The 15476-nt window shown below is 72.6% G+C and carries 13 protein-coding genes; 3 read left to right on the top strand and 10 right to left on the bottom strand.

Features of this window, described 5'->3' with window-relative positions:
- Positions 1-3: 3 nt before the first annotated feature.
- Positions 4-945 (bottom strand): cell division ATP-binding protein FtsE, encoded by a 942-nt coding sequence (gene ftsE / locus TAE01_RS14170; RefSeq protein WP_147067461.1) that lies wholly within the window; start codon positions 943-945, stop codon positions 4-6.
- A 187-nt stretch (positions 946-1132) separates the two neighbouring features.
- Entirely contained in the window at positions 1133-2245 is a 1113-nt protein-coding gene (prfB, locus tag TAE01_RS14165; RefSeq protein ID WP_147067460.1) for a peptide chain release factor 2, read from the bottom strand.
- A 223-nt stretch (positions 2246-2468) separates the two neighbouring features.
- Here prfB and TAE01_RS14160 point away from each other — a divergent pair, with 223 nt between their 5' ends.
- On the top strand, positions 2469-3689 hold the full coding sequence (locus tag TAE01_RS14160) for an alpha/beta hydrolase family protein (protein ID WP_147067459.1): 1221 nt from the start codon (positions 2469-2471) through the stop codon (positions 3687-3689).
- A gap of 272 nt (positions 3690-3961) precedes the next feature.
- Here TAE01_RS14160 and TAE01_RS14155 read toward each other — a convergent pair whose 3' ends face one another.
- The 8 genes from TAE01_RS14155 to TAE01_RS14120 all read right to left on the bottom strand — a co-directional run bounded on the left by TAE01_RS14155 (position 3962) and on the right by TAE01_RS14120 (position 9590).
- A complete protein-coding gene (locus tag TAE01_RS14155; RefSeq protein WP_147067458.1) occupies positions 3962-4420 on the bottom strand; it encodes a lamin tail domain-containing protein in 459 nt (152 codons plus the stop codon).
- Positions 4421-4655: 235 nt separating this feature from the next.
- Entirely contained in the window at positions 4656-5213 is a 558-nt protein-coding gene (locus tag TAE01_RS14150) for a pilus assembly protein TadG-related protein (protein WP_147067457.1), read from the bottom strand.
- On the bottom strand, positions 5210-5707 hold the full coding sequence (locus TAE01_RS14145) for a pilus assembly protein (protein ID WP_246111358.1): 498 nt from the start codon (positions 5705-5707) through the stop codon (positions 5210-5212). Before TAE01_RS14145 ends, TAE01_RS14150 begins: the two co-directional genes overlap by 4 nt.
- Complete coding sequence (locus TAE01_RS14140; protein ID WP_281289295.1) at positions 5704-6183, bottom strand: TadE family protein; 480 nt, start codon at positions 6181-6183, stop codon at positions 5704-5706. The genes TAE01_RS14145 and TAE01_RS14140 overlap by 4 nt, the downstream gene beginning before the upstream one ends.
- Positions 6184-6233: 50 nt before the next feature.
- Positions 6234-6449: a hypothetical protein gene (locus tag TAE01_RS14135; protein ID WP_147067455.1), complete on the bottom strand. Its 216-nt coding sequence runs from the start codon at positions 6447-6449 to the stop codon at positions 6234-6236.
- 62 nt (positions 6450-6511) lie between these two features.
- The gene (locus TAE01_RS14130) at positions 6512-7489 is read right to left on the bottom strand and encodes a type II secretion system F family protein (RefSeq protein ID WP_246111356.1); all 978 of its coding nucleotides are present in this window, start codon (positions 7487-7489) and stop codon (positions 6512-6514) included.
- Entirely contained in the window at positions 7486-8355 is an 870-nt protein-coding gene (locus TAE01_RS14125) for a type II secretion system F family protein (RefSeq protein WP_147067454.1), read from the bottom strand. Before TAE01_RS14125 ends, TAE01_RS14130 begins: the two co-directional genes overlap by 4 nt.
- Positions 8352-9590 carry a TadA family conjugal transfer-associated ATPase gene (locus TAE01_RS14120; protein WP_147067453.1) on the bottom strand — a complete coding sequence of 413 codons (1239 nt, stop codon included), beginning with the start codon at positions 9588-9590 and terminating at the stop codon, positions 8352-8354. Before TAE01_RS14120 ends, TAE01_RS14125 begins: the two co-directional genes overlap by 4 nt.
- A gap of 346 nt (positions 9591-9936) precedes the next feature.
- Between TAE01_RS14120 and TAE01_RS14115 the strand changes: the two genes are divergently transcribed.
- Entirely contained in the window at positions 9937-14301 is a 4365-nt protein-coding gene (locus TAE01_RS14115; protein ID WP_147067452.1) for a type VII secretion EssC family protein, read from the top strand.
- Between the two features lie 109 nt (positions 14302-14410).
- Positions 14411-15361 (top strand): acyl-CoA thioesterase, encoded by a 951-nt coding sequence (locus TAE01_RS14110; RefSeq protein WP_147067451.1) that lies wholly within the window; start codon positions 14411-14413, stop codon positions 15359-15361.
- Positions 15362-15476 lie beyond the last annotated feature (115 nt).

Raw genomic sequence — 15476 nt, 5'->3', positions numbered from 1 at the left:
CGCTCAGCGGTCGCTCGTCTGGACTGCCTTGTGCCGGCGGAAGATCCCGCCCTTGGCACGCGGTTCGTCCGCGTCACGCCCGATGGGCGCCAGTCCCGCTCGTTCGCCCTGCTCATCGTCACCCGTGGCGCCGGGGCCCTCGGCCGGGCCGCCGCCCGGGGCGTAGGCCGCCGGGACGCCGTCGTCGTAGCCGTCGGGGACCTGGAGGTCGGCCACCGGCCTCGCCGGGCCCTCCTCGCCGAGCCGGACCCGCGGGATCGAGCCGGTCGTGTAGTCGCCCGCCTCCATGTCGCTGACGAGCACGCCACCGTCGAGGCGGATGACGCGCTTGCGCATGGCGTTGACCGTGACGGTGTCGTGGGTGGCCATGACGACGGTCGTGCCCGTGCGGTTGATCCGGTCGAGCAGCTGGACGATGCCGAGGCTCGTGTCGGGGTCGAGGTTTCCGGTGGGCTCGTCGGCGAGCAGGATCGGCGGCCGGTTGACGAAGGCGCGCGCGATCGCGACCCGCTGCTGCTCGCCACCGGAGAGCTGGTGCGGCAGACGCTTCTCCATGCCGGCGAGGCCGACGAGCTCGAGCGTCTCCGGGACCGTCTGGCGGATCCGGGCGCGGCTGCTGCCGAGGACCTGGAGGGCGTAGGCGACGTTCTGGAAGACCGTCTTGTTGGGCAGCAGGCGGAAGTCCTGGAAGACGCAGCCGATCTCGCGGCGCAGGGCCGGGACCTTGCGCTCGGGCAGCCGGTCGAGGTCGCGCCCGGCCACGAGGATGCGGCCGCGCGAGACGTCCTGCTCCTTCATGACGAGCTGCATCATCGTCGACTTGCCCGAACCCGATGTGCCCACCACGAAGGCGAACTCGCCCCGGGGGATCTCGAGGTTGACGTCGTCGAGCGCCGGACGCGTGGTCCGGGGGTAGGTCTTCGTGACGTTCTCGAAGAGGATCATGCGTCGGGCCTCGACTCGTACTGGGCTGGGCGACAGCGGGACAGCGGCTGGGCTGGGTGGGCACGTGCCGGCATACGACGGTGGTCGTGCACGGGACCGCTACGAGGCTACGTGCACCGGGGCGAATCACCCGGAACCCCACGGGCCCCGGCGTGGCGGCGGAGAGCGCGTCGGACGCGGCGCCCGCTCAGTCCTGCTGGCGGTTCTGGCCGATCTGCCAGCGGATGCCGGCCTCGATGAAGCCGTCGATGTCGCCGTCGAAGACCGCGCTGGGGTTGCCGGTCTCGAACTCGGTGCGGAGGTCCTTGACCATCTGGTACGGGTTGAGGACGTAGGAGCGCATCTGGTCGCCCCAGCTGGCCTTGACGTCGCCGGCCATCTCCTTCTTGACCGCGGCCTCCTCCGCCTTGCGCTGCAGCAGCAGTCGCGACTGGAGCACGCGCAGGGCGGCGGCGCGGTTCTGGATCTGGCTCTTCTCGTTCTGCATCGACACGACGATGCCGGTCGGGAGGTGCGTCATGCGCACGGCCGAGTCGGTCGTGTTGACGCTCTGGCCACCGGGGCCGCTGGAGCGGAAGACATCGATCTTCAGCTCGTTCTCGGGGATGTCGACCGAGTCGTCGCTCTCGATGAGCGGGATGACCTCGACGGCCGCGAAGCTCGTCTGCCGACGGCCCTGGTTGTCGAACGGGCTGATCCGGACGAGACGGTGGGTGCCGGCCTCGACCGACAGGTGGCCGAAGGCATAGGGCACGTTGACCTCGAAGGTGGCCGACTTCAGCCCGGCCTCCTCGGCGTAGGAGGTGTCCATGACCTTCGTCGGGTAGCCGTGGCGCTCGGCCCAGCGGAGGTACATGCGCATGAGCATCTCGGCGAAGTCGGCGGCGTCGACGCCACCGGCTCCCGCGCGGATCGTGACGACGGCCTCGCGCTCGTCGTACTCCCCGGCCAGCAGGGTGCGGACCTCGAGCTCGCCCACGTCCTTCTTCAGGGTGGCGAGGTCGCGCTCGGCCTCCTCGAGGGTGGCGGCGTCGCCCTCCTCCTGGCCCATCTCGACGAGGGTCTCGAGGTCCTCGATGCGCGCGTCCATGCCGAGCACGCGGTCGCGCTCGGAGTTGGCGCGGCTCAGCGCGCTCGTCACCTGCTGCGCGGCGTCGGGGTCGTCCCACAGGTCGGGGGCGGAGGCCTGCTGCTCGAGCTCGTCGATGGTGCGCGCGAGCTCGTCGAGGTTCGTGACCCCGCGCACGGAATCCATCGTCGCGCGCAGGTCCTTGATCTCTTGCGTGAAGTCAACAGCCACGATCGAACAGCCTACGGCAGCGCGGAGGCGCGCCGCGCACGCCGTTGCGCGAGCCGCCGGCAGGGGTCGCGGCCCTCTCTCCCCCACGGATGCGAGTGGGGCCGGTGGGCGCAGGGACGTTCGGCCCTTTCGCCCGACCCCCGGCGGCGCGACGATGGAACGAGGACGGCCGCGCGTCCGTCGTCACCGCTGCCGCGCACCGAACGCAGGAGGGGGTCCCGCGATGACCGTCAGGCCGGCGCCCGACAGGCCCCGCATAGAGGTCGGGACCCTCCTCGAGGACGCCCCCCGGCGCCCGCACCACTGGAGGTGGTGGGCGGCCGCCGTCCTGACCCTCGTCGTCGCAGCGCACCTTGCAGGCGGCTGGTACCTCTCCGGGCGCATCGGCGCCGAGGTGCTGGCCGTGACCCCCGGCACGACGACTCCGGCGTTCGACGACGCCCGGGTCGTGTCGCTCGAGGGCGACCTCATCACGTTGCGGCGCGGGACCGACGCCGGCGGCAACTTCGAGGCCCCGGCCTCCTACGGGCTGGCATGGGCCGGGGGCACGGGACACGTGGGTCCGGCCTCGGTCAACCCGGACGGAACCGTGACCCGTCCTCTCGACCTCGTGAAGGGGGCCCCACCCAAGGCCGGGCAGGGCGTGGCCATGGAGCGGGCCTACTACCTCGGCGACCCGGCGAGCACCCTCGGCCTGCGGTCCCGGACCGTCACCATCGCCGGCGCGCCGGCCTGGTTCGTCCCGGCCAAGGCCTCCGTCGCGGCGGTCGCGATCTTCGTGCACGGCCAGAACGGCACCCGGGCGGACGGCCTGCGCTTCGTCGCGGCGGCCCACCGGGCCGGGCTCGCGGCCCTCGTCATCAGCTACCGCAACGACGCGGGCGCGCCGGCCGACCCCTCGGGGCGGCTGCAGTACGGCGCCACCGAGTGGCGTGACCTCGACGCCGCCGTGGCCTGGGCGCAGGCCCACGGTCTGCGACGGGTCGCGCTGGCCGGTCAGTCGATGGGCGGGGCCATCGTCGCCTCGTTCCTCGAGCACTCGTCGCGGCGCGGCGCGGTCAGCCGGGTCTTCCTCGACGCCCCGATGCTGTCGCTGTCACAGGTGGTCTCGAACGGCGCCGGCTCGGCGCTGCCCGGTGGCCTCTCCCTGCCGGGCAGCATCGTCTGGACGGGCGAGCAGCTCGCCGGACTGCGCTACGGCGTCGACTGGGCCGCCGTCGACTACCTCGACGACACGAGCTGGCTCAGGGTGCCGACCTTGGTGACGCACGGGACGGCCGACCCGGTCGTGCCCGTGTCCGGCTCCGAGCAGCTGCGCGACGCGGCCCCGAAGCTCGTGACGCTGAAGGAGTTCCCCCGAGCGCTGCACGCGGAGTCGTGGAACTTCGACATGTTCCGCTGGGACGACGCGGTCGTGGCGTTCCTGCGGCCGGTCGCGCGCTGAGCCGAGGTCCGCCACGGGCACACCGCCCGAGAACCGCATCGGGCTCGACGGTGCAAACGGTGATGACGTTGCCATCGGCGAGGAGGTGGGCCTCGCCGACCGCGTCAGCCGACCGCTCGCTGGTGGCCTCGGTTTCAGGCGCCGTGGCCTCATGGGACATCGACCCACCCAGAGCCCACGCACCGGGATGCGCCGCGCTGATCGCCCGAGCAGGAATCGTCATCCCTGGCAGAGCCCCGGAGCGGGCCGCACCGGGACCTGACCGCGCGAGGTCAGCAGGTGGTCGCGGCGCCCGACCCCTTCCACGTGCATGTGTCGACCGTCGTGCCGGAGGCGTTCCTGAGGTATGCCGTGTCGCCCGTGTTGTTCCAGACGTACCAGGACCTGTTGTAGTAGCGGTGCGTGGCCGTGGCAGTCCCGCGACCCGTGTGCACGGTGACCGTGGCGCCGGCCCTGAGCGTGAAGCTCGGGAAGCGGTAGGTGTAGCCCGTCTTGTCACGCAGGGTCCAACCGGTGAGGACCCGGTTGCTGCGCGTCGTGTTCTTGATGACGACGTACTCGGCGTTGAGGCTGGCGTTGCTGCCGTTGTCGGGGCCGGGCGAGTCGTACTGGACCCTGGAGATCATGATGGGCGGCAGCGCCTGCGCGGAGCCCGCAGCGGCGATCGGGGTGGCGAGGGCGAGGCCGAGGCCGGCGGTGGCCACGAGGGCCTTGGTGACGAACGAGCGCATGGTTGCCTGTCTGGTCGTCGCGGCCGGTGACCGCGGCACGTACGGATGGCGCCGTCCGACGGACGGCGCCACCACTACCTGTCTCGACGCTCGCGCCACCTGGCCCTGGACGTGCTGGGCGGCGCGGGCGTCTGACGGTGACGGTAGTGCGGGTTCGGGCGCAGGGTGACCGTTTTGCACGATCTGCCCGGATCGCGGTAGGACGTGCCGGCGCGACGATCAGACCGGCGAGCCGTCAGGTCAAGGGAGCACGCGCCCGCGAGGTCACGGTGATCGTGACGCTGCCGCCGAGCGACTCGAGCACCCAGCCGCTCATCGGGAGGGTCGCCGTGCCCCGGACCGTCACCACGGCCGTCGCTCCGTCTCTCGTCCCCGTGTCCGGGACGACGGACCACGACGTGATGCCGGGAGGCATCGGGGTGCGGGACAGGTGCGCCTCGGCCGCGGCAGCGACGGACTCATCGGTGAGGGCGAGCTGCTCGAGCACCCCTCTCTCGTAGGCCGCCCGCTCGTCCAGCGCGTCAGCGGCGTCGAGGGCCGCCGAGTCGGCTGCGTCGAGCAGTCGCATGCGAGCCAGCTGCGCGGCCGTGACGTCGACGGCCCCGAGCACGAGCAGGGTGACGAGGACGAACAGCCCCAGAGCGAGCACCCCGATCTGGCCCTCGTCAGCGGGCCGGTCGCCGCGGGGCCGCAGCGGCCGGCGACGGCCCGTCGTGGCCGCCCACCGCGAGAGGAGTGCGGCCGCGAGCGCACGGGGGCTGGCGGCATACCTGCTCCGGTGCCGGACGGTCATCGCGCCACGAACCTGTCGACCGACGCGACGTGGGTCGAGGAGATGGTCACGGAGGCGGGCACGTGGGCCGCGATGAAGTCGGGCACGAGCGGCAGCCGCACCGCGATGGTCGCCGTCGAGGTCACCGACCCGTCGGGCCGCAGGCACGGTGAGCCGTCGCAGGCGACGCGGACGTCCGCCGTGTCGTCGTCGAAGGCGAAGTCGGAGAAGGCCAGGGATGCCGCAGCGCGCGCACGGGCGAATCCCTGATCGTCCGAGGGCGCGGTGACGAACGCGCGACCGGCCTCGCGACCGGCGAGTGAGGCGGAGAAGGAGGCGGCCTGCAGGCGTGCGGCGGTGAGCACGAGGTAGGTCAGCGGCAACAGGAGCAGGATGCCGAGGAAGATGAACTCGAGGATCGCTCGACCCTCGTCCGGGGATGCCGGGCCGCGTGCGCCAGTGCTGCCTGCGGCGCGGCGGCGGACAGCGGCCCGGATGACATCGTGGGGCGTCACGAGTCCGCTCCCGAGACGACCTGTTCCTCGCTGAACGCGCGCCCCGACACGGTGAGTGCGCCGGACGGTCCGATCGGTCCGACCACCGGCAGGGGGGCCGTGACCCGCACCTCGACGACCCGCACCCCCGAGCCGGTCACGGAGCGCGCGGCGCTGACGTCCTGGGCGAACGACGCGCTCAGGGCGGAGGTGATCAGTGCCCGGGTGCGGTCCACCCCGTCCTCTGGCTGCGCGTCCGCGCGGGCGCCGTAGCGCGCCCCCTCCGAGGCGGCCGAGATCAGGGTGTTGCGGACGTAGAGGGCGAGCCCCAGCTGGAAGACGGCCATGGCGACGAAGAGCAGGAGGGCCGCCACCATGACGAACTCGGCGACCGCAGAACCCTGCTCGTGATCGGGTGCCCCTGGGTGTCGCCCTCGGGCAACAGCCCGAGGTCGCGGGGATGCCGGCCGCGCCGACGCATCCGATCGTCTCTGCACCCGACACAGGAGGCGTTCCGGGGAAGGGACCATCGCCGGGCCTTCGAGCCTCACGGGCCCTTGACGTTGGAGATGGCGTCGCTGAAGAGCTGCCCGAGCTGCGGCCCGGCGATGGCCCACAGCGCGGTGACGAGTCCGGCCGTCATGATCGTGATGAGCACCCAGCCCGGCACGTCGCCGCGGTCGCGGGGTCCCGGGATGCGGCGGGAGACGGCGGCGACCAGTGCTGCTCGGGCGCGGGCCTGTCTGGTGATGATGTGGTTCATTCTCTTTCTCCCTGTCTGGTGTTGCGGGCGATGCGGTGTGCGACGTCCGGAGAAACCGTTCGTCAGAGCTTGAGGTGCAGGAAGCTGAGGCCCGGGTAGAGCGCGAAGAGCACGGTCACGGGCAGGGTCAGGAAGACGATGGGGACCATCATGTAGATCTCCTTCTTGCCGCCCTCCTCCAAGAGCGTGCGGCGGCCGTCCTCGCGGACGTCCTGTGCCTGTGCCCGCAGGACCTCGGCGAGAGGTGTCCCGCGCTCGACTGCCACGACGATGCCGTCGACGAACCGGGTCAGGCTCATCAGGCCGGTCCGGTCGGCCAGCCCTTGCAGTGCCGTCGGCAGGTTCGCCCCGGCGCGCGCATCGGCCAGGCACCGCCGCAGCTCGTCGGAGAGCTCGCCGTGCGACAGGCGGCAGACCCGCTCCAGGGCACCGACGGCGCCCTCGCCGGCGCTGACGGCCAGCGCCAGCAGCTCGGCCACGGTGGGGAACTCGGTCAGCATGCGTGCCTCCCGACGGGTCGCGGCCCGGGTCAGGAGGTAGTCGCGACCGGCGATCCCGCCGAGGCCCCCGACGATCACCATCGAGACGAGGACGGGCACCGGGAAACGACGTTGGGCCACGGCCACGAGAGCGGTGAACGCCAGACCGGCGAGCGCCCCGACGGCGCCGGACAGGACCTGCTCGGCCCGGAACCGGTCGACGTCCGCAGGTTGCCCCGCCCGCAGCTGTCGACGCTCCACCGAGGACGCCCCACCGAGCACGGAACCCACACCGGCACCGAGCCTGGCGACGTAGGGGGCCAAGAGCTCGCCGAAGCCGAAGGGACCTCGCGGTGGGGCCGGGCGGGCGAGCAACGTCGACGGTCGGGGTGTGTCCCGCAGATAGGGCTCCAGACGGTCGTCGAGAGTGGGTCGTCGGTTCGCCGGGAGTCCCGCGACGACGAGCGCCAGACCGGCGAGGAGCAGCACGCCGGCGCACGCTCCCACCCAGGACCAGCCTGCGCCCAGAAGGCCGGTCAGACGGGCGTTCACGGCGTTCACCGCAGGACCCGCTCTTCCTCGGGCAGACGGCCGATCCAGATCATCGCGCGGTAGGCGACGACGCACAGCCCTGCACCGATCGCCAGGACGGCCCAGCCCGTCGGCGAGGAGTAGGCAGCGAGGGAGCCGCCGTTGAGGGCGAGCAGACCGAGGACGACCCAGGGCGCACCGGCTGCCAGCCTTGCCGCGTTGACCGTCCAGCTCTGTCGCGTCTCGAGCTCGGACCGGGTGCGGGCGTCCTCGCGCAGGAAGGACGAGAGGGTGCGAAGGAGCCTGCCGAGGTCACTGCCTCCGACCTCCCGGGCGATCCGGAGGGACTCGACGATCCGGTCACCCACCGGGTCGCTGAGCCGGTCCTTGAGCCGATCGAGGCAGTCCTGGAATCGGCCGGTCGTCCGGTAGTCCTCGGCGAAGGCGGCGAAGGCCGGCCGCAGCTCTGCCGGGCCACGCACGGCCAGCTGCGAGAGCGCCTCCGGCAGCGCCAGCCCGGCGCGCACCCCGGACGTGATGTTGTCGACGACGTCGGGCCAGAGATCGCGAAGCTTGTTGCGGCGCTTGCGCGCTCGCATGCGCACGAGAGACAGCGGAAGGGCTCCCGCCATGAGGCTGAAGCACACGGCGATCGGCACGACCCGGGTCACCGCGAGGACCATGACGAAGGCGACGACGAGCAGCACGAGGGAACCGACGATGACGTTGCCGGGGGTCACCGAGGCGTAGCCGGCCTGGTTGAGGTGGTCGCGCAGCTCGACGAGGAACCCGTCCTGCCTGGGCCGCCGCGGCCCAGCCTCCTGGGGCCAGAACGACCAGTAGACGAAGAAGACGCCAGCGGCGAAGAGGAGCCCGACGAACAACGGCGAGATCATGGATCCACCCGGGCGAGAAGGGCGGCCACGTCGTAGCCCGCCCGCTCGAAGGCCTCGCGGTGCGGCGGGAACCCGTCGGCTCGACGAAGCTCCCCCTCGCGGGTGACGAAGAGGTCGGCGATCTCGATGACGTCGCCCTCGGCACGTCCCGGGACGGCGACGATCTCGCGCACCCGCCGGACGCCGTCCCGCTCGAGTGCGACGTGGACGACGACGTCGACGGCAGCCGCGACGGTGGGTACGACAAACCGGCTCGAGACGTTCTCACCCGCAAGCAGGGGCAACGTGCACATCTTGGTGACCGCCTCTCGGGCACTGTTGGCGTGCACCGTGCACATGCCGGGAACGCCACTGTTGAGGGCGATGAGCAGGTCGAGACTTTCCTCCTGGCGCACCTCCCCCACGATGATTCGCGACGGACGCATGCGTAGCGCCTCCTTGACGAGTCGTCGCAGCGGCACCTCCCCCGTTCCCTCGAGGCTCGGCTGGCGGCATTGCATCGCCGCTACGTCGCGTTGGGGGATCTTCAGCTCGAAGACCTCCTCGCACGTGACGATGCGCTCGCGCGGCGGGACGGCTGCCGCGAGACAGTTGAGGAGCGTCGTCTTGCCTGCCTGGGTGCCCCCGGCGACGAGCACGTTGAGCCCGCTCGCGACCGCGGCCTCCAGGAACGTCGCCGCCTGTCTCGGCATCGTGCCCAGCCGGACGAGGTCGTCGAGGTGGTCGGCCTTGACGACGAACTTCCTGACGTTGACCTGCCAGTGGGTCCGGCTGATGTCGGGGATGACGACGTGCAGTCGCGAGCCGTCAGCCAGGGTGGCGTCCACGAAGGGGCTGCTGAGGTCGACGCGGCGACCGCTGCTCTTGAGCATGCGTTCGACGAGGTCGCGCACCTCGTCGGCTGTCAGGATGGTCGGGGTCAGCTCGGCGATGCCACCGCGGGCGACGAACACCTTCGAGGGTTCGTTGATCCAGATCTCCTCGACCTTGGGGTCGTCGAAGTACTGCTGGAGCGGTCCGTAGCCGGCCACCACGGCAAGGATCGAGTGCACGGCCACGCGGGTGTCACCGAGCGACGGCAGTCCCCCGTGCAGCGACCGCTCGTCATAGTCCTGCACGGCGTCCTGCACGAGTCGCCGCACGGCCTTGGTGTCGCTCGCCGGGTCGAGACCCGAACGGCGGATCAGCTCGCGCACCTCGCCCTCGACGTGGCGCACCGCTTCCTGTGTCGACATGCGTGTCCCCTGAACCCTGTGAGTTGCTTCGCTCGACATCCTGCCCGGAGTGGCGTGATCTGGCGCGTTCAAGGTAGGCCGACGACGCGACGGCCGGCTGTCGTCATCCACAGGTCTCTCGAGGTGAGCGTCCCCGAGAGTCGCCTCACAGGACAGCCGTCCCTCCGCCGCCTCGCGGGTGCCAACCCGGCACCCTAACCGCTTGGAGACGGCCCCCATCCCACTCATCCACACCTGTGCATCCTTCCCACCTCCGGACGCCCGGGCGCTGTCGAATGGCGGTGCGTCGATCCAGCGACGCTGAACGGCCTCAGCTCGAACGGCGTTCCAGGACAAGGAGGCTCAGGTGCACCTGACCATGACCGTCATCGACCCGCGGCGCGCCGCGGTCGCCCCGAGACAGGTGTTCGTCGAGGCGGGGTCGGGCACGCGGTTCGAGGACGTGCGGCCCCAGCTGGCCGAGCTCGTTGGCGCTCCCGGCTGCGGCTTCCGGGCCGAGGGCCGGACGGTCGAGGACGCGGACGTCCTCGGGGCTCCTCCGCTGATGCGTGGGGCCCTGCTGACGGTCGCCCGCGCGGACGAGCCTCCACCGAGCCGGGCGGGTCGTGGTGCGGTCGAGCTGCGGGTGGTGGGCGGGTTCGGCGCAGGCCGGGTGAGCCGGCTCGGCCGGGGCCGGCACGTCGTGGGTCGCGCGGCCTCTGCCGACGTGCGACTCGACGATCCCGGCGTGTCCCGCTCGCACGTACTCCTCGACGTGACGACCGAGGGTGTCAGCGCACGCGACCTCGAGCCCACGAACCGCTCGCGGCTCGATGGCACCCCGTTGCCCGACGGCGGCACGCGGCTGGCTCCGGGCCAGCACCTGACCCTGGGGTCGACGACCCTGGTGCTGGGGCCGCCGGACGTCCGGGTCGGCTACCACGAGGTCGTCGACGGCGAGATCCAGATCCACCGGCAGCCGCGGTTCCGAGACGCGAGCACGCCGGCAGCGCTGACGTTCCCCGAACCGCCGACCCGTCCCGACCACCACCGGATGCCTCTGCTCGCCTCTCTCGCGCCCGTCGTGGTCTCGGCAGGTCTCGCCCTGGCGCTGTCCTCCCCCGCCCTCCTCCTCTTCGCCCTGCTCTCGCCCGTGATGCTCCTCGGCCAGTGGTGGAGCGACCGTCGCGCGGGGCGCACGTCCTACCGCCGTCAGGTCCGTGACCACGCCGACGCGCTCGATCGGCTGGGCAGCGACCTCGAGCGTGCCCGCGTCGACGACGCCCGGAGTCGGCACGACCGGCAACCCGACCTCGGCGTGGTCGAGGCCGTCGTGCGCCGCCGGGGCACACGGCTCTGGGAGCGCCGCCCGCAGGACGACGACCACCTCCTCCTCCGGGTCGGGACCGCCGCCCAACCGGCTGATGTCCGCGTCGACGGGCCGGCGCCCGAGGGCATTCCATGCACTGCTGGTCTGCCGGCCCTCGTGGATCTCGGCAGGTCGGGGGTCGCCGGCGTCGCAGGCCGTCGAGAGCACACCCTGTCGGCAGCCGGATCCCTCGTCGTGCAGGCAGCGACCTGGCACACGCCCCGCCACCTGGGCCTGCACGTCCTCGTCGGCGCGGATCACCATGCCCCCGACTGGGAGTGGGCGCTGCACCTGCCACACGTGCGCGACGAGGTCGCAGGTCGTGCCCGCCTGGCGGTGGGCCCGACCGGGGTCCAGAGGCACGTCGCCGCCCTGCGGGACCTCGTCGCCGGTCGGCTCGCCGATCCGGGTGTCCGAGTCGGGGCGGAGGGACGTCGGCCCACCGACCATCTCGTGGTTCTCGACGGTGCCAGCGCCATGCGTTCCGTCCCCGGGGTCGCGGACCTCCTCCGGGACGGTCCTCGCGCCGGAGTCGCGTTCCTCTGCACCGACCACGACATCACGTCGCTGCCGGCCGAGACGCAGGTCTCGCTCGACATCCGCGACACCGGAGAGGAGGCGATCCTCCGCGCGGACGGCCGGTGCCTCCCCGAGGTCGTTCCCGACCTGCCGTCGCCGGGTTGGCTCGAAGGCCTGAGTCGCGCGATGGCCCCCTGTGTCGACGCGACCCCGGAGACCGGCCAGGCGGCGCTCCCGCGGGTCGTGTCCTTCATCGGGCTGCACCGCGCCGAAGGTCTGGACCCCTCGACCCCCGAAGGCCTGGTGGAGTCGTGGGGTCGCAGCACCGGGCGGCCGACGGCCCTGCTGGGACACACCGCCGACGGCCCGCTCCGCCTGGACCTCAGCGCCGACGGGCCCCACCTGCTCGTCGGCGGCACCACGGGCTCCGGCAAGTCGGAGCTGCTCCAGGCGCTCGTGACCGGGCTCGCCGTGACCAACCGCCCCGACGAGCTCGCCCTCGTGCTCGTCGACTACAAGGGCGGTTCGGCCTTCAGCGAGTGTGCCAGGCTGCCGCACACGGTCGGTCTCGTGACCGACCTCGACGCCCACCTCACGGCTCGCGCCCTAACGTCGCTCGACGCCGAGATGAAACGCCGCGAGCGACTCTTGGCTCAGGCCTCGTGCCGAGACCTCGACGACTACCGCCGAGCCGCTTCCGTATGCCGTGAGCTCCCTCCGCTCGCGCGCCTCGTCATCGTCGTCGACGAGTTCAAGGCGCTCGCCGACGAGTTCCCGGGCTTCATCACCGGCCTCGTCCGGGTCGCGGCCCTCGGCCGGTCGCTCGGCCTGCACCTCGTGCTGGCGACGCAGCGCCCTGCCGGCATCGTCTCCGCCGACATGCGCGCCAACATCGCGTGCCGCATCGCCCTGCGCGTCCGCGACCGCGCCGACAGCGACGACGTCGTCGATGCCGCGGACGCCGCGTCTCTCGACCCACAGGCTCCCGGCCGGGCCTGTCTGCGGGTCGGAGACCGCGGTCTGACCACGGTCCAGACGGCCTACCTCGGTCGTCCCCTGCCCGGAGCCGGCGTCGGTCCGGACTCGGCGCGGGTCGTCGTGCGTGAACTCACCGGGTCTCCTGACCCATCGGCGGGGCGGAACCAGCCTGCCGGGCCACCGGTCGGCGAGCGGGACGACGAGCCGGGAGCGGGCGCCGCCGAGCGGCCGACCGAGCTCCACGTCGTCGTCACCGCCGCGGTGGCGGCCGCCCGCCTCCTCGGTCTCGAGCCGACGAGTCCGCCCTGGCTGCCGGCCCTCCCCACGGAGGTGAGCGCATCGGACCTGTCGGTCGCCACCGGGGGGACCGACGGCGCGCCCGAGGACGAGGGCGTCGCACTGGCCCTGGTCGACCTGCCCGCCGAGCAGCGGCGCGAGATCCTCCGCTGGCGCCACGACGAGCGTGGACACCTCGGGCTCGCGGGTGGGCCACGGTCGGGGAGATCGACCGCCCTGCTCACGCTGGCACTGGGCATCGCGGCGACGGCCGATCCGCACGACGTGCACGTGCACGTGCTGCAGGGCGCCCCGGGGCCGTGTGCCGGACTCGCCCCGCTCCCCTGCGTCGGCACCGTCACCGACGCAGGGGACCCGACGCTGGCGCACCGTCTCCTCTCCCGGCTGCTGCGCCAGGTCGAGGGGAGCGAGCAGGGACCCGAACGGACGATCGTGCTCGTCGACGGGTGGGAGACCGTCGAGGAGGCGCTCTCGGCCATCGACCACGGGGCCCCCGTCGACGACCTGCACCGACTGCTGCGTGACGGTCCTGCGTCGGGGATCAGGTTTGCCGTCACCGGCGGCCGCGCACTCCTCTCCGGCAGGCTGCCGGGCCTGCTCCAGGACCGGCTGGTGCTGCACATGCCCGATCCCCTGGACCTCACCCTCGCCGGGGTCTCCCCGTCCGTCGCCGCGACCACTCGGCCGCCGGGAAGGGCGTTCGACCTGCGGTCAGGACACGAGCTGCAGCTGGCGCTCCCGGGCACCGGTGGTCCCGACGAAGCGGTCGCCGACCTCGTGGCCCGCGCTGCCCGGACGCGCGCCCAGGCAGGTGGCAACGGCGCGGGCCCGCTGCCACGAAAGCCGCTTCCGTGGCGCATCACGCCGCTGCCCGAAAGGGTCCGGGCCGAAGACCTGCCACCGGCGGACGACGGCCTGTGGCTGGGACTCGGCGGCGACGACGCAGCCCCGACGAGCCTGCCCCTCGAGGACGGCCGTCGCCGGGTGCTCGTCGCCGGACCGCACCGTTCGGGACGCTCGTCGGCGCTGGCCGCGATCGGCGCCGGCCTCGTGGCCCGAGGCCGTCGCGTGGCGGTCGTCCGTCCTCGTCGCTCTCCGTTGTCGGCCTGGGCGACCACGGCCGGCATGCTGCAGCTGACGCACCTCGATGCGGACGACCTGATCGCTGCGCGACGGGCCGACCCCGACCTGTGCGTTCTCGTCGACGACGGCGAGCTCGTCGACGGCAGCCCGGTCGAGAGGGCGCTCACCGAGCTGGTCCGGCTCGTCGACACCACCGAGGGCGTCATCGTGCTCGCCGCCGAGCTGAGCCGGGCCAACGGCGCCTTCCGGGGGCTCGTGCCCGAGGTGGCGCGGGACGGTCTCGGGGTGCTGCTCGGTGCCACCGCCCCGTCCGACGGCGACGTGCTCGGCGTCCGTCTCAACCCCGACACCGTGCGCCGTCCCGGCCGGGGTCACCTCGTCGTCGACGGCTGCGCGACGGCCGTCCAGGTCGCGCTGCTCGAGGCGCCCTCGTCCCGGCCAGACACACCTCGTCCGACCGAGGCCGGGCAGGCACGAGCCTGCTGAACCCCGCGCCACCTCACCGCGTCCCGCCGGCCGGCCGCGGACCGGGCTGACGCCACCACCCCGGGTCTGCCACCCTCGTGCCCAGCACCCCACGCACGAGGAGAAGCTGATGGCCCGCGGCGCCCGAGAAATCACCCTGCGGTTCCTCGCCGCGCCCACCGACGCCGGCTACTCCGGCACCGTCGGGGGCGGACGAGTGCTCGAGTGGATCGACAAGGCGGGCTACGCCGCAGCCGCGGGGTGGAGCGGGACCTACAGCGTCACGGCATACGTCGGCAACGTGCGCTTCACCCGGCCCGTCGACGTCGGAGACCTCGTCGAGGCCACCGCGCGCGTCATCCACACGGGCACGACGAGCATGCACATCCTCGTCACCGTCTCGGCGGGCAACCCCAGGGACGGCCACCTGCGGCCCACGACCGACTGCATCATGGTCTTCGTCGCCGTCGACGAGCACGGCACGCCGACACCGGTCCCCCAGCTCGTCCCCGAGGACGACCACGACTGGGAGTGGCAGGAGAGCGCCGTCAAGCGTATCGCGCTGCGCACCGAGATCGCCGCCGCGATGGCCGCCCAGACCTACAGCGACGCCGGGACCGCGCCCCGGGTCGTCCTGCGCTTCCTCGCCGCCCCGACGGACGTCAACTGGGGAGGCAAGGTCCACGGCGGCATCGTCATGCGCTGGATCGACGAGGCCGCACACGTCCTCGCCACCGAGTGGACGGGCTCGGCCTCCAACGTCGCCGTCTACGCCGGCGGCGTCCGCTTCTACCGCCCGCTGCGCATCGGGCACCTGGTCGAGGTCGAGGCTCGACTGCTCCTCACCGGCACCTCGAGCATGCACATCAGCGTCCACGTGCGCTCCGGCGACCCCGCCACGGGCGAGCTCGACCTGACCACCCACTCCCTCATCGTCTTCGTGCCGCTCGATGCCGACGGCTCGGCCGTGGCCGCACGCCCGTGGACGCCGGTCAGCGACGAGGACGTGGCCCTGCACGAGCACGCCCTGCAGCTCGTCACCATGCGCAACCACGTCGACGCCGAGCGCCACATCCCCTGACGCCCCCGGGACGTCCGATCGCCCGGTTCGCCCACGGCTCGCGCCCAATTCGCTCACGTCCGCGGGTACTCGGCCCTACCGTGACGGAGGAGACGCGAACTGCTGCTGCTGCCAC

Source organism: Terrabacter aerolatus (genome assembly GCF_007991735.1).
GTDB classification, from domain to species: Bacteria; Actinomycetota; Actinomycetes; order Actinomycetales; family Dermatophilaceae; genus Terrabacter; species Terrabacter aerolatus.
The sequence above is the reverse complement of the archived record's forward strand: the minus strand, read 5'-3'. Positions and strand labels throughout refer to the sequence as shown.